Source organism: Geodermatophilus sp. SYSU D01036, from assembly GCF_054050435.1.
Window position 1 is genome coordinate 134,352 of sequence record NZ_JBJGZJ010000008.1, and the last position, 19,140, is coordinate 153,491.

At 75.8% G+C, this 19,140-nt stretch carries 15 protein-coding genes and 1 tRNA gene; 8 read left to right on the top strand and 8 right to left on the bottom strand.

The annotated features are described in order from the left end of the window. Nucleotides 1-11 precede the first annotated feature (11 nt). The 3 genes from ACI8AR_RS10975 to ACI8AR_RS10985 all read right to left on the bottom strand — a co-directional run bounded on the left by ACI8AR_RS10975 (nucleotide 12) and on the right by ACI8AR_RS10985 (nucleotide 2,755). On the bottom strand, nucleotides 12-233 hold the full coding sequence (locus ACI8AR_RS10975) for a LuxR C-terminal-related transcriptional regulator (RefSeq protein WP_457051055.1): 222 nt from the start codon (nucleotides 231-233) through the stop codon (nucleotides 12-14). Nucleotides 234-435: 202 nt separating this feature from the next. After that, a complete protein-coding gene (locus tag ACI8AR_RS10980; protein ID WP_457051056.1) occupies nucleotides 436-1,713 on the bottom strand; it encodes an MFS transporter in 1,278 nt (425 codons plus the stop codon). Continuing rightward, nucleotides 1,706-2,755, bottom strand: coding sequence for an AraC family transcriptional regulator (locus tag ACI8AR_RS10985; RefSeq protein ID WP_457051057.1), 1,050 nt, complete (start codon nucleotides 2,753-2,755; stop codon nucleotides 1,706-1,708). Before ACI8AR_RS10985 ends, ACI8AR_RS10980 begins: the two co-directional genes overlap by 8 nt. 204 nt (nucleotides 2,756-2,959) lie before the next feature. Here ACI8AR_RS10985 and ACI8AR_RS10990 point away from each other — a divergent pair, with 204 nt between their 5' ends. Then, nucleotides 2,960-3,202 carry a response regulator transcription factor gene (locus tag ACI8AR_RS10990; RefSeq protein WP_457051058.1) on the top strand — a complete coding sequence of 81 codons (243 nt, stop codon included), beginning with the start codon at nucleotides 2,960-2,962 and terminating at the stop codon, nucleotides 3,200-3,202. 277 nt (nucleotides 3,203-3,479) lie between these two features. Next, nucleotides 3,480-6,140, top strand: a complete 2,661-nt coding sequence (locus ACI8AR_RS10995; protein ID WP_457051059.1) for a LuxR C-terminal-related transcriptional regulator — start codon at nucleotides 3,480-3,482, stop codon at nucleotides 6,138-6,140. 399 nt (nucleotides 6,141-6,539) lie between these two features. On the opposite strand, the gene ACI8AR_RS11000 is transcribed toward ACI8AR_RS10995, so the two are convergent. Then, a tRNA-His gene (locus tag ACI8AR_RS11000) sits at nucleotides 6,540-6,615 on the bottom strand. A 57-nt stretch (nucleotides 6,616-6,672) separates the two neighbouring features. After that, nucleotides 6,673-7,365: an oligoribonuclease gene (gene orn, locus ACI8AR_RS11005; protein WP_457051060.1), complete on the bottom strand. Its 693-nt coding sequence runs from the start codon at nucleotides 7,363-7,365 to the stop codon at nucleotides 6,673-6,675. Between the two features lie 151 nt (nucleotides 7,366-7,516). Here orn and ACI8AR_RS11010 point away from each other — a divergent pair, with 151 nt between their 5' ends. Continuing rightward, the gene (locus ACI8AR_RS11010) at nucleotides 7,517-8,728 is read left to right on the top strand and encodes a hypothetical protein (protein ID WP_457051061.1); all 1,212 of its coding nucleotides are present in this window, start codon (nucleotides 7,517-7,519) and stop codon (nucleotides 8,726-8,728) included. Nucleotides 8,729-8,861: 133 nt separating this feature from the next. Next, the gene (locus ACI8AR_RS11015; protein ID WP_457051062.1) at nucleotides 8,862-10,670 is read left to right on the top strand and encodes a hypothetical protein; all 1,809 of its coding nucleotides are present in this window, start codon (nucleotides 8,862-8,864) and stop codon (nucleotides 10,668-10,670) included. Nucleotides 10,671-10,692: 22 nt separating this feature from the next. Here ACI8AR_RS11015 and ACI8AR_RS11020 read toward each other — a convergent pair whose 3' ends face one another. Then, on the bottom strand, nucleotides 10,693-11,292 hold the full coding sequence (locus tag ACI8AR_RS11020) for an SACE_7040 family transcriptional regulator (protein WP_456927025.1): 600 nt from the start codon (nucleotides 11,290-11,292) through the stop codon (nucleotides 10,693-10,695). 141 nt (nucleotides 11,293-11,433) lie between these two features. Here ACI8AR_RS11020 and ACI8AR_RS11025 point away from each other — a divergent pair, with 141 nt between their 5' ends. Next, entirely contained in the window at nucleotides 11,434-12,588 is a 1,155-nt protein-coding gene (locus ACI8AR_RS11025; RefSeq protein WP_457051063.1) for an acyl-CoA dehydrogenase family protein, read from the top strand. Between the two features lie 12 nt (nucleotides 12,589-12,600). On the opposite strand, the gene ACI8AR_RS11030 is transcribed toward ACI8AR_RS11025, so the two are convergent. After that, on the bottom strand, nucleotides 12,601-13,614 hold the full coding sequence (locus ACI8AR_RS11030) for an NADPH:quinone reductase (protein WP_457051064.1): 1,014 nt from the start codon (nucleotides 13,612-13,614) through the stop codon (nucleotides 12,601-12,603). Nucleotides 13,615-13,693: 79 nt separating this feature from the next. Here ACI8AR_RS11030 and ACI8AR_RS11035 point away from each other — a divergent pair, with 79 nt between their 5' ends. From ACI8AR_RS11035 to ACI8AR_RS11045, 3 genes are all read left to right on the top strand, one after another. Then, a complete protein-coding gene (locus tag ACI8AR_RS11035) occupies nucleotides 13,694-14,617 on the top strand; it encodes an ATP-grasp fold amidoligase family protein (protein ID WP_457051065.1) in 924 nt (307 codons plus the stop codon). A 32-nt stretch (nucleotides 14,618-14,649) separates the two neighbouring features. Further along, nucleotides 14,650-16,515 carry a putative bifunctional diguanylate cyclase/phosphodiesterase gene (locus ACI8AR_RS11040; RefSeq protein ID WP_457051066.1) on the top strand — a complete coding sequence of 622 codons (1,866 nt, stop codon included), beginning with the start codon at nucleotides 14,650-14,652 and terminating at the stop codon, nucleotides 16,513-16,515. Nucleotides 16,516-16,627: 112 nt separating this feature from the next. Continuing rightward, nucleotides 16,628-18,529 carry a glycosyl hydrolase family 28-related protein gene (locus ACI8AR_RS11045; RefSeq protein WP_457051067.1) on the top strand — a complete coding sequence of 634 codons (1,902 nt, stop codon included), beginning with the start codon at nucleotides 16,628-16,630 and terminating at the stop codon, nucleotides 18,527-18,529. Between the two features lie 115 nt (nucleotides 18,530-18,644). Here ACI8AR_RS11045 and ACI8AR_RS11050 read toward each other — a convergent pair whose 3' ends face one another. After that, on the bottom strand, nucleotides 18,645-19,067 hold the full coding sequence (locus ACI8AR_RS11050) for a response regulator (RefSeq protein WP_457051068.1): 423 nt from the start codon (nucleotides 19,065-19,067) through the stop codon (nucleotides 18,645-18,647). Nucleotides 19,068-19,140: the final 73 nt, after the last annotated feature.

The window sequence follows — 19,140 nt, forward strand, 5'->3', positions numbered from 1 at the left end:
TCGCCCGCCCGCTACAGCAGGCCCAACTCGCGGGCGCGGCCGACGATGCCGTCCCGATCCTGGGCGGTGAGCTTGCGCTGCAGCGTCCGCACGTGGCCTCGCACGGTGTTCGTCGACAGGGCCAGCGCGGCGGCCATCCGTGCGGTGGAGTGCCCCCCGGCGAGCTGGTGGAGGACGTCGCGTTCGCGCCGGCTCAGATTCGGGGCGGCGTCGCGGTTTCCTCGGCGGTGCAACGGGGAGGGATCCGTCGACCCGGGCGGGCTGCGGCGCGGTGGGGACGGCCGGGGTCACGCCGTCGTTCAGCGGTCCGGCGGCGGCGTACCAGGCGGTGCTCGTCCGGCGCAGGGCGGTGAACTCCTGCGGGGACTCGTGGGCCAGCTGAGCGGAGAGCATTGGCGTCGTGACCGGTCGCCGCGCCTGCGCGTCGCTCCGCGGTCAGGTGGCGGGGGCGGCGTGGCGCGCGTCGTCGGGGTGGGCGCGCCGGCCGAGGGCGAGGACGGCGAGGGCGAGCAGCGAGGCCACGGGCACCCATCGCAGCGCGGCGGTCAGGCCGAGTCGGTCGGCGAGGGCACCGGTGACCAGCGGGCCGGCGGCCAGGCCGATCAGGTTGTTCGCCATCGCGAGCACGCCCAGGGCGCTGGCCCGGACCGCCGCGGGGGTCAGCTCGGCCACCAGGGCACCGGCCGGGCCGGAGGTGCCGGCCGAGAAGAAGGCCCCGGCGCCGATCAGGGCCAGCTGCGCCGGCCCGGCGGGCAGGGAGAAGCCGATGCCGAGCAGGACGAGTGACGCCGCGGCGTAGCCGATCGCGGTCGTCCAGCGGCGCGCTGACCGGGTGCGGGCGAGGCGGTCGGTGAGCAGCCCGCAGCCGATCATGCCGACGCCCATGAGCAGCAGTAGGGCCGCGGCCAGCGTGGCGGCGCTGCCGGCCGGCAGCGCGTAGGCCCGGTTGAGGTAGCTGGGCAGCCACGCGATCAGGGAGCCGGCGACGAACAACTGCAGCCCGTTGCCGAGGTAGCACAGCGCCGCCGGCGGGGACAGCACCGCCGACAGCGGTGCTCGTGACCGCGCGCCCGGCGGGCCGTCGGTCCCGTCGGGCTGCGCGTGGCGGGCGAGCCGGTCGTCGGTGACCCACCGCCGGAACGCGACCAGCAGCACCAGGCCGAGCCCGGCCATCGCCGCGACGGCCGGGCGCCAGCCGAACCGGGAGGCCAGCGCCCCGCCGAGGAAGACCCCCAGCACGGCGCCGAACGCGCCGCCGGCGGTGAACGCCCCGGACAGCGCGGCGCGCCGGTGCGCCGGGAAGACCGCGAGCACGATGGCCAGGCCGACGCTGCCGTAGGCGGCCTCACCGACGCCGACGAGCGCCCGGGTGGCAAGCAGCTGCCAGTAGCCGGCGGCCAGCGCGGACCCGAGGGTGGCCAGGCTCCACAGCCCGGCCATCAGCAGGACGGCGCGGCGGCGGCCGTACCGATCGGCCAGAAGCGACAGCGGCACGGTCAGCACCGCGACGGTGAGCGCGACGACGCTGCTCAGCGCCCCGAGCTCGGTGTCGCTCAGCGCCCATTCGGCCTTGAGCGCCGGGAACACCGCCACGAGGACCTGCCGGCACATGAAGTCCGACAGCAGCAGCGCGAACGCCAGCGCGAAGACGACACCGGGGAACCCCGACCGGGCCGCCCCGGGCACCGGCGGGTCGGCGACGCCGTCAGCCACGGTCGCCGACCCCGTCCTCCAGCGGCGGGCGCCGGGCCCGCCGGCACTGCGCGCGCCGGCGCCACTCGGTTGCGGTGGCGCCGAACTGCCCGCGGAACCAGACGGAGAACGCGCTAGGAGTGGCGAATCCCAGCAGGTGCGCGATCCGGGTCAGCGAGTAGGCGTCGTTGGCCAGGTACCGCTCGGCCCACTGGATGCGGGTGGCGTGCACGATCGTCGAGAAGGTCTCGCCTTCCTCGGCCAGGTGCCGCCGCAGCGTGCGCGGCGGGATGTTGAGCGAGCGGCTGACGTGCACCAGCGAGCAGCGGCCGGTCGGCAACAGCACCTCGACCATCGAACGGACCTGCTCGGTGGGACTGGTCGGCCGCGGGGCGGGCACGGTCTCCAGCAGCCGGCGGGCGTACGCCCGCATCCCCGGATCGGCGGTCACCGTCGGCAGCTCCAGGTCACGCGCCGGGAAGACCACCCCGGTGAACGGCTCGTCGAACCGCAACCCCGGGCCGAACACCTGGTGGAACAGCGTGGGATCGGCCGGTGGGCCGTGGGCGAAGACCACCGACAGCGGCTGCCAGTCCGCCCGCACCAGGCTGCGGACGACACCGACCAGGACCGCCGTGGTGCCGTCGAGGAACTGGCGGACGGGGACCGGCGCGCCGAAGTTCAACCACACCTGCACCGTCGCCGGCCCGTCTGCCTCGAGCAGCCGCAGGTCCAGCACGCCGTTGTAGGCGTGCTCGTAGCGGATGAGCAGGTCCAGCGCACTGCGCAGGTCCGGCTCCTCGCGCAGCACCACGCTGAGCGGGCCCAGGGCCGACAGCCGCCGGTAGCCCGCCATCCGCACGCCGAGGTCCTCGCAGCCGGATGCTGCCGCCGAGCGCTCCAGCAGCCGGGCCACCGGCGCCGCAGGGATCCACCGGTCCTGTTCGGCCAGCGCGCTGAGGTCCAGCCCCTCTGCCGCCATCAAACGCGCCGGGTCGAGGCCGACGGAGCGGGCTACCTCCGGGTAGCCGGTCAGCGCCGCGTAGCGGACGAGGCGCTCCATGCCGGCTCCCTCCGCTGGTGGCCCGCATCCGCAAGTAAAGCGGCCTCATCGGGAAAGCGGGCCGACCTGCGACTTCCTACCGTGGCGACACCCGGAGCTGCGCCGCCTGAGCAGGTCGCCGGTCCCCGGGGTGCTGCAGAGGATCCGTCGCACCGGACCGGGAGCGGCCGGCCCCGGCGCGACCGCAGGGAACGGAGCGCGGCCATGCCCGACCCGCCCACGGCCGAGCCCGGCGACGGCCACCACGACGGGAGGCCGGTCCTGTCCGCCCGAGAGCTCGACGCGCTGCGCCTGCTCGCCGCGGGGCGATCGACGGCGCAGATCGCCGCGGCCCTGTCGCTCTCCCCGAACACCGTCCGTGCCCGCATTCACCACCTCCGCGCCAAGCTGGACGTCACCGACCGGCAGCAGGTGGTGCCGCGAGCACGAGACCTCGGCCTGCTCTGATCGAGCCGACCCGAGGACCGCGGCCCGGACCACCGGCCGAGGATGCCCCGTCTCAGGACCAACGGCCCCGGGCCACAACGGATTGGTTGTGCCCAAGATGACTGCACACCGCCTGGCAGGCGAGCCCACCGAGAAGCGGCCCGTCGCATCGTCCGTCCGGCACGACCGGCGATGGAGAGGGCAGATCGTGGAGACGCGTGAGGGGGTCGGCCAGGCAGGGCTCCGACCCGAGCAGAGTGCGCCCGAGTGGGCGGGCCCTGTGCTGCTGGCGGACAAGTTGAGCCCACCTGTGCTGGGCTTCCCGCCGCTGCGCCGGCCGCGGCTGCTGACGCAGCTGACCCGGGCGGTGGCCACCACGCCGGTGACGCTGCTGTCCGGCCCCGCCGGTTCGGGCAAGACGGTGCTCGCAGCCACGTGGATGCGAGCGCAGCAGAGCCGTCGTGTGGCCTGGCTGTCCCTGGACGCCGGCGACGACGACCCGGCCGTCTTCCGGTCCTACCTGCTCGCGGCGCTCCGGCAGAGCGGGACCGACCTGCCGGACCTGCCTGCGCGGGGGCCGGCCGAATCCGCGCCGGGGGCGTGGGCCGCGGGGCTGGCCGCGGCGCTGGCCGCGACGCCGGAGCCGGTGGTGCTCATCCTGGACAATGCCGACAGCCTCACCGCCCGGGAGGTGATCGGCGCGCTGGACCTGCTGGTGCGGCACGTCGGGGCGCGGCTGCGGTTGGTGCTGTGCGCCCGCGCCGACCCGTTGCTGCCGCTGCACCGGTACCGGCTCGACGATCGGCTCACCGAGATCCGCACCGACAAGCTCGCCTTCACCGCAGAGGAGACCGGTGAACTGCTGGCCGCGCTCGGCACACCCGTGCCCGCTGAGGTCGCCGCGGCCCTGCACCAGCAGACCGAAGGCTGGACGGCCGCGCTGCGGCTGGCCGCCGTCCCGCTCATCCAGGGCATCGACCCCGCCCGGCTGCTGACGACGCTCGCCGCGGACGACGGCAGCGTCGCCCAGTACCTGGTCGCCGAGGTGCTCGACCGGCAGCCGGCGCCGGTGCGCCGGTTCCTGCTGCGGATCAGCGTCACCGAGGAGCTGTGGCCGGAACTGGTCGACCGGCTCGCCGGCCGGTCCGGTGGCGGCCGCGTGCTGGCCTCGCTGGCCGCGGCGAACGCCTTCGTCGAGCGTGCTCCCGGCGCCCCCGGCGGCTTCCGCATCCACGCCCTGTTCCGTGAACTGCTGAAGGCGCAACTGGCCTACGAGGATCCCCGCGCGTTCACCGCCGCGCATCGCGCCTGCGCGGCCTGGTACGCCGCCGCCGGGCGCCTGCCGGTCGCGGTTGAGCACGCCCGCGCCGCCGGCGACGAGAAGGTGGCCGCCCGGCTGCTCAGCGACGACCTCGCGGTCGGCCCCCTGCTGGCCCGCGGATCCGCCCCCGCAGCTCCACCGCCGAGCACGGGCGGACCGGACGCTGCGGTGCTGAGGGCCGCGGCCGCGCTCGCCGCGGACCACCCGGCGGCGCTTGCCGATCTCATCGTCGCCGCGGCGGTCGCCGGCGATTCCGATGCCCGCCCCGCCCTGCGCATCGGCGCGGCCGTCGTCTGCGCCACCGCCGCGGCCGCCGGCCCGGTCGCCGATCGCGTGCGTGCGGCCGCCGCGACCGCTGAGCCACTCATCGCGGCGCTGCCCGACGGACAGGCGCAGCGGCGAGCAGAGCTGACCGCCGTGCTCGCCTGCAGCCAGGCCACCGCGCTGCTGTCCAGCGAGCTTCCCGAACGGGTGCTGCGTGAAGCCTCCGCGCGCGCTCTGGCCGCCGGCCGCGCCGGCGACGCACCCCGGCTGGTCGCTCGCTGCCTGGCCGACCTGGCACTGCTCGAGGCGTTGGTCGGACGGCTGCGGCGCGCGACCAAGCTGGCCGCCGACTACGAGGCCCTCGCCGACGAAGGCCGCCTGCCGGAGCCGGATCGGGCCCCCGCCGCGGCCATCACCGCCGCCTGGGCCGCCGTGGACCGCCACGAACTCGCCGCCGCCCGCCGCTGGCTGGCCCGCGCCGCGCAACGGCGCCCGGACCCGCACATCAGCGGCCCATTGCTCGCCGTGCTGAACAGCCGGCTGCGTCGGGCCCGCGGCGAGCTCGACTCCGCCGAGCAGGCCCTCCAGCCGACCCTGGACATCGTGGGGATCCCGGGCTGGGTGCGCGAGCACGTCCTCACCGAGGCCATCCGCATCCGCCTCGCCCGCCACGACGGTCCGGGCGCGCGGGGGCTGCTCGACCGCCTGCCGCCCGGCTCGCCCCGGCGCCGCGTGCTGCGCACCACCGCCGCGGCCCTCGGGCTGCCCGCCGCCGGCGAGGTCCTTCCGGCTTCCGGCGCGACCGATGCCGGCGGCCCGCTACCGCTCGGGCTCGCCGTCGAGGACGCCGTCGCCCGCGCCTGCCGGCTCACCGACGCCGGCGAGACCGCCACCGCCGTCGCCACGCTGCAGCAGGCCCTGGAGCTGGCCGCCCCCGAACGACTGCGGCGGCCGTTCCTCGACGCGCCGGCGCAGCTGCGGCCGATGCTGCGCACCCATCCCGCACTCGCCGCCGCCGGCGCCTGGCTCAACCCCACCGCACCGGCGATCCCCGCACCCCGCCACCCGGCCCAGGCGACCACCGGATCACGTGCCCCGGAGCCATCGGCGGTCATCGGCGAGCTCAGCCCGCGCGAGCTGGAGGTGCTGCAGCACCTCGCCGCGATGCTGTCCACCGCCGAGATCGCCGCCGCGCTGTTCGTCTCGATCAACACCGTGCGCACGCACATCCGCAGCGTCCTGCGCAAGCTCGGCGTCACCCGCCGCAACGAGGCCGTCCGCCGGGCCCGTGAACTACACCTGCTCGAGCCCGTCGACGCAGCCCCCCGGGCGGCCCCGGCATCGACCGCCGTGCCGCAGGGGACGGCGATGTAGAAGACCGCCCACCGAGCCCCGCCGCGGAGTACCCGCAGCGCGCATCCTCGTGGTGAGCCAGCCGGCGGTTGGCTGCTCCGCAACGACCGCGTGATGCCGCCGGACCGTGCCCCACGGCGGCCCCGTTGCGCTCCCCACGACGGCCGCCTCGGCTCCGTGTCGGCGACGGCCGCCTTCGAGCCGCGCGAGGACGTGCATGCGGCGGCGCCCGAGGGGTGCCGGTTCGGATGCGAGGGGCCGCTTCACGTTCGTGCGGGTGATGCTGCGCCGTTGGCCGAGTTCTGGCTCGAGCGAACCGACAGGCGCGAGAGCGGGAGCCCAGCGGGTCCCGATTGCCGCCGCGCACGCGCCGGAACGGGAGAGGCCCTGGTCAGTCGCCTGACCAGGGCCTCCACCGCGTGGGGTGAGTGACGGGGCTCGAACCCGCGACACCCAGGATCACAACCTGGTGCTCTACCAGCTGAGCTACACCCACCGCGTGCCCCCGGTCGCGGACCCGCGCCGGAGGCAGGGACGAGGATACCGGAGCCGGTCAGCTCCCCGACGCAGCCGGGGGGGTGCCGTCCTCCGCGGCCGTGGCGGGCGGCGTGGCGTCGGCCGCGGAGAGCACGTCGGCGAAGCCGGCGACGACCTCCCCGGCGGCCCGCTGCGCCTGCGACGTCGACGGGCCGGGGACGTCGACGAACAGCGTCCGGCGGTAGTAGGCCAGCTCGCGGATCGACTCGACGATGTCGGCCAGGGCGCGGTGGGCGAGGCCCTTGGGCGGCTGGGCGAAGTAGACCCGCGGGAACCAGCGGCGGGCCAGCTCCTTGATCGAGCTGACGTCGACCATCCGGTAGTGCAGGTGGTCGTCGAGCTCGGGCATGTCGCGGGCGAGGAAGCCGCGGTCGGTGCCGATCGAGTTGCCGCACAGCGGGGCGGTGCGCCGCTCGGGCACCCACCGCTTCACGTAGGCGAGCAGTTGCTGCTCGGCCTCGGCCACGGTGAGGGTCGAGGCGCGGACCGCGTCGGTCAGGCCCGACTTGGCGTGCATCTCGGTGACGACGTCGGCCATGTCGTCCAGATCGACGTCGTCGGCGGAGATCACGAGGTCCAGGCCGGGGTCGAGGACCCGCAGCTCCGAGTCGGTCACGACGACGGCGACCTCGATGAGCTTGTCCCGGGTGAGGTCCAGCCCGGTCATCTCGCAGTCGATCCAGACCAGGTGCCCGCCGTTGTCCGCCACGTCGGCCGACCCTACGTCCCGTCCGTCCCGCACGCCTCGCGTGTCGGCCCACTACTCCATGCGCCACACCGGCGCCACTCGGGGGGTCGGCTTCGGCGACCGGCGCCGTTACGGTGGGTCCATCCCGTCAGCGAGACCAGGGAGTCCTCCCGTGCCCCATCCCGCCCCTGCCGCTCCCGCCCGAGCGGTCCCCCCGGCACCGGGCTCGCTGGCGGCCGGGCTGCGGCACCCCGTCGCGCTGCTGCGCTGGCTGTGGCTCGCGTACATGACGCCGGGCCGGCCCGGGCGCCCGACGGGGGAGACCGAGCTGCGCTGGATCTACACCGCCTGGCTCGGGGCCTTCCTGCTCAAGATGCTCGGCTCGTCCTGGGACGTCTCCTGGCACTTCAAGTGGCTGCGCGACGACCTCGCGCCCCCGCACCTGCTCAACTCGGCCGGCACCGCGGTGGTCGTCGCGCTGGTGGTCTTCCACAGCTACAGCGGCTTCGGCGTCGACCGCCGGGCACTGCGGCTCATGCAGTGGGGGATCGGCACCTTCCTCGTCGCCATCCCGGTCGACATCGTCAACCACCGGGTCAACGGCCTGGACATCACCAGCTGGAGCCCCAGCCACGCGCTGCTCTACATCGGGACGGCGATCATGCTGGCCGGCGCGATCCGCGGCTGGTGGCTGTACGCCGCGCCCGGCCGGGTCCGCACGCTCGTGTCGCTGGGCCTGTGGCTGTTCTTCGTCGAGAACGTCGTCTTCCCCAACCAGCACCAGGAGTACGGCGTCCTGTCGCTGCGCGCCTACGAGGCCGGGCGGACGACGGCCGAGCCGCAGCTGCTGGACTTCGCCGCCGCGCAGGGGCAGACGCCGACGATGTTCATGCTGCCGGTGCCCTCCTGGGTGCACCCGGCGTGGCTCCTCTGCGCCGGCCTGCTCGCGCTGGTCGTGGCGCGCAGGGTCGTCGGCCTGCGGTGGACCGCGACGGTCGTCGCCGGCACCTACCTCGCCTACCGCGCCGTGATGTGGGGCGGGCTGGTCGCGATGGGCTTCCCGCCGTCGGTGCTGCCGCTGGTCCTGCTGGCCGGCGCCGTCTGCGTCGACCTCGCCATCACGCGCGGGCTGCCCGGCTGGAGCGCCGCGCCGGCCACCGCCGTCGTCGTCTACGCCGCCGGCCGGCTGCAGGACGCCGCCGGGGCCCTGCCGCCGTGGAACTGGTCCTGGTGGTCGATCGCGCTCATCGTCGCGGCGTTCACCGCGCTGTGGTCGGCGGTCGACGTCGTCGCCCGCAGCGCCCGGTTCGCCGGCTGGCGCCGTCCCGTCGAGCCGGGCCTCCCGTCCGCCGCGGTCCCGGCCGGCGGCGCGCCGTCCCGCTGAGGCGCGGGACCGGCCCGTCACCTGACGTAACGTCGGACGGAGCCGCCCGACCGGACCCCGCTCCCGGGCCGCGCCCCGCGCCCTCGCGCGCGCCCGGCCTCCCCCCGACCCCCACCCGCCCCCGGAGGACGACGTGCTGGCCCTGACGCCCGTGCCGCCGCAGACGGCGGGGGAGCGTGCGCTCTTCGCCGAGCTGACCCGCTGGGACCGCGGCGGCGCCGTCCGGGGCGCCGTCGTGGCGTCGGTGCCGGTCGTCGACGGCCCCATGGAGCGGCGCCTGTCCGACGCCGTGGTCTTCGTCCCCGAGGGCCTGGCCGTCGTGCGGGTGGTCGAGGTGGTCCGGCAGGCCGGCGTCGTCACCGCGACCCCGGAGGGCTCCTGGACCATCGGCCCGGGCGCCGGTCCCGGCGAGGTGCTGCAGCTGGCCGGCGGCGGCTCGACGCCGCTGGACGGCCTCATGCGGGCCGGCATGGACGCCGCGGTCCGGCTGCGCCGGGCCGGGCTCGAGCCCGGCCGCATCGCCCGGCTCACCGTCCTGGCCGGCGACCTGACCGGCCTGGTCCCCGCCGACGGCGACCTCGGCGACGGCGACCAGGTCGCGCTGCTGGAACCCCGCTCCCTGCTGCTCGGCATCTCGCGGGCCGCCCGCTACGCCGGGGTGGACAACCCGCGGCTGTGGACCACCGCCGACGTCCGCGCCGCGCTGACCGCGCTCGGCCTGCAGGGCCGCGGGCCCACGGTCGAGGAGCTCAACGGCGAGGGCTTCCCCTACTCGCCCTACGTCCTGCGCCGGCGGGAGCTGCTCGCCCCCGCGGCGATGGCCGCCTCGGCCGCTCCTGCGGCGCCGCCCACCCCGGCGCCGGCCCCCGTGGCCGTCCCGCCGCCCGCCCCGGCCCCGGCCGGTCCGCTGGTCGACCCGGTCGCGGCCGCCGCCGTCGCCGCCGCGGCGATCCGGGCGGACGAGGAGGCCGCGGCGCGCGCGGTGGCCGCCGGGGTGGCCGCTCCGGTCGCGCCCGGCCCCGTCGCGCCGGCGCCCGTCGCGCCCGCCCCGGCGCACCCGGCCACCGCGCGGTTCGAATCGCCCGCCGTCCAGTCCGGGGGCGGCGTCCCGGACGCTCCGGTCGCCGATCCCGTTGCCGACGTCGCCGACGAGACCGGCGGCATCGGCGGCCTGTTCGGCCGCGCCGACACCGACGCCGGGTACGAGGCGCCTCCGGCCTCGCCGCCCGTCGCGCCGCCGGTCGCGGCCCCCGTCCCGGTCCCGTCGTCCCCGCCGATCCCGCTGGTGGGGCCGCGCCGCCGCTCGCCGGCCGCGCGGCGCCGGCTGGTGCTGCTGGCCGCCGCCGCGCTGGCCGTGGTGGTCGTCGCGGTGGTCGCGCTGGTGAGCCTCACCGGCGGCGGGGGCGACGCCTCCGCCGCCCCGCCCAGCACGAGCGCCCCGGCGCCCTCCCCGGAGCCGCAGGAGGCCGGCCCGCAGCCGGGCGAGCGCACCGTCCTCGACGGCCTGGAGTTCGTCCTGCAGCGGGTGCAGGTCGACGACACCTGCGTCGGCAACTCCTACGGCGACGTCGCCGACTCCTTCGAGCGGACCGATTGCACCGGCCTGGCGCGGGCGCTGTGGTCGACCGACGTCGACGGCCGGGCCGTGGTGGTCTCGGTCGCCACCGTGGACATGGGCGACACCGTCGCCGCCCGCGACCTGCGCGACCTGACCGACCGCAACGGCAGCGGCAACGTCAGCGACCTGCTGCGCGAGGGCGTGACCTACCCGGGGGCGCCCGCCGGGCTGTCCGGCGCCGAGTACGCCAGCGCCGTCCAGGGCCCGGTGGTCACCATCGTGGAGACCGCCTGGACCGGCCCCGGCGAGGGCGGCACCGCCGAGTTGGACCTGGTCGCCGGCACCGGCCTGAGCCTGCCGATGCCCGACCCGTCCGCGGACTGACGACCCCCGCGACGACGCCGCGTCAGGCGGTCGCGGCCGCCTCGGCCATCGCGGCGAGCAGCGCGGCCGTCCGCGCGCGCGGCAGCCGGCCGGCGCTGTGCGGCGTGGAGTTGACCAGCCCGAAGACGGCGTGCGCGCGGGCCCGGCTGGCGTCGGTGCCCTCCTCGGGCCGCAGCCGGGCCAGCACGTCCACCCACACCTCGACGTAGCGGCGCTGCAGCCGGCGCACCGCGGCCGCGTCGTCCGCCGGCAGCGAGCCGAGGTCGCGGTCCTGCACGGTGATCAGCGCGGGGTTGTCCAGCGCGAAGTCCACCTGGAAGGCGATCAGCGCCCGCAGCTGCGCGGCGGGGTCGGGACCGGCGGCGGCGACCTGCTCGCGCGCGCCGGCCAGCAGCCGCTGGCTGATGCCCTCGAGCATCTCGGCCAGCATCGCGTCCTTGCTGGCGAAGTGCCGGTAGATCGCCGGGCCGGTCACCCCGACCGCGGCGCCGACGTCGTCGACCCCGACCGCCCGCGCTCCGCGCTCGGCGAACAGCTGCGCGGCCGCCCGCAGGATCTGCTCCCGCCGGGAGGGCCGGGCGGCGTCGGCCGTCAGCGCCGAGTCGGGCTGGCTGGCGGTCACGCCGCGGATGCTAACCGCCGCCGTCTGGACCCCGATGTGAACCGTCGTTAACATCGCGGGGGAGCGGCCGGCCGACCGGTGCGGCCGCAGGCGGGCCCCGGGGAGGACCCCACCGGCGGCCCCGGCACCAGGGAGCACACCGTGCTGGACTACCGGCTCGACGACGAGACCGAGGCCCTGCGGCAGACCGTCCGCGAGTTCGCGCTCGAGGTGGTGGCCCCGCAGATCGGCGGCTTCTACGAGCGCGACGAGTTCCCCACCGCGATCGTGCGGCAGATGGGTGAGCTCGGGCTGTTCGGCCTGCCCTTCCCCGAGGAGTACGGCGGCTCGGGCGGGACCTACTTCGACCTGTGCGTGGCGATCGAGGAGCTGGCCCGGGTGGACAGCTCGGTGGCCATCACGCTGGAGGCCGGCGTCTCGCTCGGCGCGATGCCGCTGTACCGGTTCGGCAGCGAGGAGCAGAAGAAGCGCTGGCTGCCGCGGCTGTGCACGGGCGAGGCGCTGGCCGCGTTCGGCCTCACCGAGCCCGGCGGCGGCTCCGACGCCGGCGCCACCCGCACCACCGCGCGCCTGGAGGACGGCCACTGGGTGGTCAACGGCTCCAAGGCCTTCATCACCAACTCCGGCACCGACCTCACCGAGCTGGTCACCGTCACCGCCGTCACCGGCACCCGGCCCGACGGCGGCAAGGAGATCTCCGCGATCGCGATCCCGGCGGGGACCCCCGGGTTCACCGTGGGGCCGCGGTACTCGAAGGTCGGCTGGAACGCCTCGGACACCCGCGAGCTGTCCTTCAGCGACTGCCGCGTGCCCGAGGACTCGCTGGTGGGGGAGCGCGGCCGCGGCTACGCGCAGTTCCTCTCCATCCTCGACGAGGGCCGCGTGGCCATCTCCGCGCTGGCCACCGGCCTGGCGCAGGGCTGCGTGGACGAGTCGGTGCGCTACGCCGGCACCCGCGAGGCCTTCGGCCGGCCGATCGGCCGCAACCAGGCGGTCCAGTTCATGATCGCCGACATGGAGGTGCGCGCCTCCACCGCGCGGCTGGCCTACTACCGCGCCGCCGAGAAGATGCTGCGCGGCGAGCCGTTCCGCCGCGAGGCCTCGATCGCCAAGCTCTACAGCTCCGAGGTCGCGATGGACAACGCCCGCGCGGCCACCCAGGTGCACGGCGGCTACGGGTTCATGAACGAGACGCCGGTCGGGCGCTTCTACCGCGACGCGAAGATCCTCGAGATCGGCGAGGGCACCAGCGAGGTGCAGCGGATGCTCATCGCGAAGGACCTCGGCGTCGGCTGATCTCGCGGGCGGTCAGGCCGTCACCTCGACCAGGACCTTGCCGACGGCGCCGTCCTGCACCGCCCGGTGGGCCTGTGCGGTCTCGGCCAGCGGGAAGACGTGCAGCGGCAGCCCGGCGTCGTCGCCCACCCGCAGCGCGCCGTCGAGCAGCGCGGCGTTGACGTCCTCGACGCCGAGGACCTTGGCCCGCTCGGGCACGGTGTAGACGTACACGAACTGCCAGCGCGCGTTGGGGTTCATCTGCGCCCGCACCGGGATGGTGACCTCGGCGCCGCCGTCGTCGGCGTACATCGCGACCGCGCCGTGCATGCCGACGACCCGGGCGTCGACGGCGGCGTTGCGGGCCGCCGACACCTCCACGACCGTGTCGACGCCCTTCGGCGCGATCTTGCGGACCTCGGCGACGACGTCCTGCTGCCGGTAGTCGACGACGTGCGAGGCGCCGGCCGCCGCGGCCAGCTGCGCCTTGCGCGGGCTGCTCACCGTGGCGATGACCGTGGCGTCGGCCCAGCGCGCCAGCTGGATCGCCGCGTTGCCCACCGCGCCGGCGCCACCCTGCACCAGCACGGTGCGCCCGGTCAGCGAGCCGGGGCCCATCCGGTCGGGTACGGACTCGCCGAGGGTGAGGCAGCGGTGTGCGGTGAGGAACGGGATGCCCAGCGCCGCGCCGAGCTCGAAGGAGGGGCTCGGGCCCATGGGCACCGCCTGGCGGGCGGGCACGACGGTGTACTCCGCCGCCGTCCCCCAGGGGCGCTGCCAGGCCGCCTCCCACACCCAGACCCGCTCGCCGCGGATCGCGGGGTCCACGCCCCGGCCGACCGCCTCGACCGTGCCCGCGCCGTCCTGGCCGGGCACCTGGCCGTCGGGCCCGGGCTCCGCGTTGGTGCGGGACTTCCAGTCGGTCGGGTTGACGCCGGCCAGCGCGAGCCGGACGAGGACCTCGCCGGGGCCGGGGTCGGGGGTGGGCCGGTCGGTCAGCTGCAGGACCTCGGGGCCGCCGGGCCGGGTGTAGGTGATGGCACGCACCCCGCGGCTCTACCCCGCGCGGCGTCCCTGTTGCGCACGGCCCTGTTCCGATCGGGGCGCGGCGCGGTAGGGAGGGTGCGTGAGCGAGTCCGCGCCGGCCTGGAGCTGCGTGCTCCCGTCCTCGCTGCGGCGGGCCCGGCTCTACCGGCAGCACCACGGCCGGCTGCCGCCGTGGGGGGAACCGCGCACCTTCACCGAGAAGCTGCAGCGGCGGATCACCCGCGACCGCCGTCCGCTGCTGGCGCCGACCTGCGACAAGCTGGCCATGAAGGACCACTTCACGCGGCGGGCGCCGGACCTGTTGCGCGTGCCGCGGACGTACTGGACCGGCACCGACGTCGCGGAGCTGGCCGGCGTCGACCTCCCTGGCCCGTGGGTGCTCAAGCCCAACCACTCGTGCCGGCGGGTGCTGGTGGGGGAGGGGCGACCCGACGTCGCCGATCTCGCTGCGCGCACCGCCGGCTGGGTCGCCGAGCGCTACTGGCGCGACAGCGAGGAGTGGGCCTACCGCTGCGCCCGGCCGTGCCTGCTGGTGGAGGAGCACGTCGGAGAGCCCGGGGAGGTGCCCACCGACCTCAAGGTCCTGGTGTTCCACGGCGTGCCGCGCGTGGTCGGCGTGCACACCGGCCGACGGGACGTCCACTGTGCGCGCCTGTACACCGCCGACTGGGAGCCGCTGCCCTGGACGTGGGGATACCCGCCCGGGCCCGACGTGCCGCGCCCGGCCTGGCTGCCCGAGCTGCTGGAGGCCGCAGCCGCGGCGGCGGCCGGCTTCGACATGCTGCGGGTGGACCTCTACCGGCACGACGGCCGGTTGTGGGCGGGGGAGCTGACGCCCTATCCGGGCGCGGGGCTGTCCCGTCTCGAGCCCGGGCTCGACGCGTGGCTGGGCAACTGGTGGACGCTGCCCGCCGAGGTGGACCGGCCGCGCTGGCGCACCGCGGCGGCGCGCAGGGTGTGGCAGGGCTCACCCCCGGGGGTGAGCACCGCGGAACGGAACTGATCCGGTACGGATGGGCGGCCGATGGGGGCACCATGGAGCTCCCCGTCATCGGCCGACTCCGCCGCGCGCTGCCCGAGGGGCGGCCCCTGCCGGACGAGGTCTGGCAGCGGCGGCACACGCTGCTGCTGCGGCTGGCCGCGGTGCAGGCCGTGGTGATCGGCGTCGTCGCGGTGGCCCGGGGCTGGTCCCCGGCCGCGGCGGTCGGTGCCGCCCTCGCCGTCGCCTACCCGCTGTCGTTCAGCCTGCTGCCGAACGCCGGCCGCACGCTGCGGGCCGCGGGGGTGACCGGGAGCCTGCTGGCCGCCTCGGTGCTCCTCGTGCACGCCTGCGACGGGCTGACCGAGGCGCACTTCCACTTCTTCGTCGTCGTCGGCCTGGTGTCGCTCTACCAGGACTGGGTGCCCTTCGGGCTGGCCCTCGTGGTCGTCATCGGGCACCACGGCGCGATCGGGACGCTCTTCCCGCACTCGGTGTTCGACCACGAGGCGGCCTACCGCGACCCGTGGCTGTGGGCGCTCGTGCACGGCGGGTTCGTGCTGGCCGCGAGCCTGGCGCACCTGTCCTCGTGGCGGCTCAACGAGCGGCAGGGCCTGCACGACCCGCTCACGGGGCTGGCCAACCGCACCCGCCTGCTGCAGACCACCGCCGCGCTGCTGGCCCGCCGCACCGGCCCGGTCAGCGTGCTGTTCCTCGACCTGGACGACTTCAAGGACGTCAACGACACCCGCGGCCACGCCGCCGGCGACGTCCTGCTCACCACGGTGAGCGACCGGCTGCGGGCCTGCGTCCGCGAGGGCGACGAGGTGGGCCGGCTGGGCGGCGACGAGTTCGCCGTCGTGGTCGACGGCGGCGCCGACGAGGCGGCGGCGGTCGGCGAGCGGGTCCTGGCCGCGCTCGCCGAGCCGGTCGACGTCGGCGGGCGTCCGCTCGCGGTGCACGTGAGCATCGGCGTCGCCGACACCGCGACCGCCGGCGACCGGCGGCCCGGCACGCTGCTGCGCAACGCCGACCTGGCCATGTACCGCGCCAAGGCGCTGGGGAAGAACCGGCTGGTCCGCTACGTGCCCGGCATGGCCGAGGCGGCCGAGGACGAGGTCACCCTGCTGCAGGACCTCGCCGCCGCGGTCCGGGCCGACCAGCTGGAAGTCCACTACCAGCCCACCGTCGACCTCGCCGACGGCCGCACCACGGGCTACGAGGCGCTGCTGCGCTGGCACCACCCGGAGCGGGGACTGGTGCCGCCGGCGGAGTTCGTGCCGCTCGCCGAGGCGAGCGGCGCGATCGTCGAGATCGGCCGCTGGGTGCTCGAGCGGGCGGTCGGCCAGGCGGCGGCCTGGACGGCGGAGGCCGGCCGGCCGATCGGCATCGCGGTCAACCTCTCGCCGCGGCAACTGGCCGACGACGACGTCGTCGCGCTGGTGTCCGCCGTCCTCGCCGCGAGCGGCCTGCCGGCGGCGCAGCTGACGCTGGAGGTGACCGAGGGCGTGCTTCTGCGCGACGTCGACCGGGTGGCCGGCCAGCTGTGCGCGCTCCGGGAGCTCGGCGTGCGGATCGCGATCGACGACTTCGGCACCGGCTACGCGAGCCTGTCCTACCTGCGCCGGCTGCCCGCCGACGTCCTCAAGATCGACCGCAGCTTCGTGCAGGACCTCGGCGGCGACGTCCGCGCGACCGCGCTGGTGGCCTCCATGATCGAGCTGGCGCACAACCTGCGGCTGGAGGTGGTCGCGGAGGGCGTGGAGACCAGCGAGCAGCACGCCGTCCTCGGCGGCCTCGCCTGCTCGCACGCGCAGGGGTTCCTGTTCGGCCGCCCGCTGCCCGCGCCCGCGCACGACCCCGCGCAGCCGGCGGCCGCCGCCGTCGTCCCCGCGCCGCGGGAGCCGGTACCGACCGCCTGACCTGCGCGGGCGTCCGGGGTGGTTGCGGCTGAAACGGAACGGTCCCCTAACCTGTGTGCGCACCGTGACAGCAGTCACACCGTGCGTACACCCCTCGACGATGAGGACGTCCGTGCAGCCAGCATCCCTCCCCGCGGCCCGCCGGCGCCGTCTCGGCGCCGCGCTCGCCGTCGCGACGGCCCTGTCCGTCTCGCCCCTCGCGGTGGGGGCGGCCTCCGCCGCCCCGCCGCCCGCCACCAGCCCGACCGCGCCGGGCCTCGGCGTGAACGTCACCGTGTTCGACCCGTCCATGCCGGTCAGCCGGATCCAGGCGACCCTCGACGCCACCTGGGAGAAGCAGCGGGACAACGAGATGGGCAGCGAGCGCTACGCCTATCTCTTCGAGCCCGGCGTCTACGGCACCGACGACCAGCCGCTGCAGATCAAGGTCGGCTACTACACCGAGGTCACCGGCCTCGGGGACTCGCCGTCCGACGTGGTCATCAACGGCAAGGTCGAGACCTACAACCGCTGCCTCGAGGGCGGCGGCACCAGCAACTGCATCGCGCTGAACAACTTCTGGCGCACCGTGTCGAACCTGACGATCGACGTCAACGGCGCCGGCCAGGACGGCTGCCGTGCCTCGGCCAACTTCTGGGCCGTCTCGCAGGCCGTCTCGCTGCGCCGGGTGGCGGTCACCGGCGCCAACCTGTCGCTGATGGACTACTGCACGGCCGGCCCGCAGTACGCCAGCGGCGGCTTCATCGCCGACTCGCAGCTGCCCTTCACCATCAGCGGCTCCCAGCAGCAGTGGCTGACCCGCAACAGCACGGTGGCCGGCTGGTCCAACGGCGTCTGGAACCAGGTCTTCTCCGGCGTCGAGGGCGCGCCCTCGGAGGCCGGCTTCCCGAACCCGCCCTACACCACCCTGGACACCACCCCGGTCAGCCGGGAGAAGCCGTTCCTGTTCCTCGACGACGCGGGCCGCTGGAACGTGCGGGTGCCCGCGGCGCAGCAGGCCTCACGCGGCACCAGCTGGGGCGCCGGGCTCACGCCGGGCCGCACGCTCTCCCTCACCGACTTCCTCGTCGCGACGCCGTCGACGCCGGTGCAGCAGATCAACAACCACCTCGCCCGCGGCGGCCACCTGCTGCTCACGCCGGGGGTCTACGACGTCGCGCGCAGCATCGACGTCAAGCGGCCGGGCACCGTGGTGCTCGGGATCGGGCACGCGACGCTGACCGCGGTCGACGGGGCGGTCCCGCTGACCGTCGCCGACGTCCCCGGCGTCGTCGTGGCCGGCGTGACCGTCGACGCCGGCACCGTCGAGTCGCCGGCGCTGCTGCAGGTCGGCAAGCCCCACGGCGACGGCGGGACCTCCAGCGCGGCGGACCCGACGACGCTGTCGGACGTCTACTTCCGCGTCGGCGGCCCGCACGTGGGCAAGGTCGACACCGCGCTCGTGGTCGACAGCGACGACGTGCTCATCGACCACACCTGGGTGTGGCGCGCCGACCACGGCGTCGAGCCCGGCTTCACCCAGGGCGTCAACGGCGACACCGACCGCTGGCGGACCAACACCGGCCGCGTGGGCGCCGAGATCAACGGCGACCGGGTGACCGCGACCGGGCTGTTCGTCGAGCACTTCCAGACCTACAACACGATCTGGAACGGCGAGCAGGGGACGACGGTCCTCTACCAGAACGAGCTGCCCTACGACCCGCCGTCGCAGGCCGACTGGCAGCAGCCCGACGGCACCCTCGGCTGGGCCGGCTACAAGGTCGCCGACGACGTGCAGCAGCACCGCCTCCACGGCGGCGGCGTCTACGGCTACCAGCGCAACGCCGGTCCGGGGATCACCACCGAGAGCGGCTTCGAGGTGCCGACGACGCCGGGCGTGCGGCTGCACCACGTGATGACCGTCCACCTCGACGGCCTCGGCATCATCCGGCACGTGGTGAACGACGTCGGCGGCCAGGCCGACGGCAGCAACCAGGGCCAGCCGCGGTACGTGGTCGACCACCCGACGGCCTGACGCAGTGAGCCCGGTGGGCCGTCGCGGACTCCCGCGGCGGCCCACCGGTGCGTTCCGGCGGTCCCGGTGTCACCCGAGGAGTCGGGGGGACGACGGTCGACAGGGCGCCGCGGCGTCACAGGCAGTAGGGACAGCCCGTGCCACCGGCGGCGACCGTGCGCACGCAGCGGAGCAGCGCGTGGAGACGGGTGCCCTTCGGCACCAGCGCGTGGGCACCCGCGGCGAGGGCCTCGAGTCGTGCCTCGTCGGCTTCCGCGGTCAGCACGACGACCCGGGCCTCGGATCGAGCGGCGCGCAGCGCCTCCGTGGCCGCCAACCCGTCCATCACCGGCATGGACAGGTCCATGCACACGACGTCGGGACGCAGGCGTGCAGCGGCCTCCACCACCTGTGACCCGTCCTCGCACTCGCCGACGACGACGAGGCCGTCCTCCTCGGACAGTGCCTCCACCAGGGTCCTGCGCAGGTGCGGGTGGTCCTCGACGAGGAGCACGCGGATCTCGGCGGTGACGTCACCGACGTCGTCGGCTCCGGCCATCCGTGCACCTCCTGACCGTGCGGCGAGCACCCCGCGGGGACCTGTCCGCCGTGACACCTCGAACGGTGCGGCG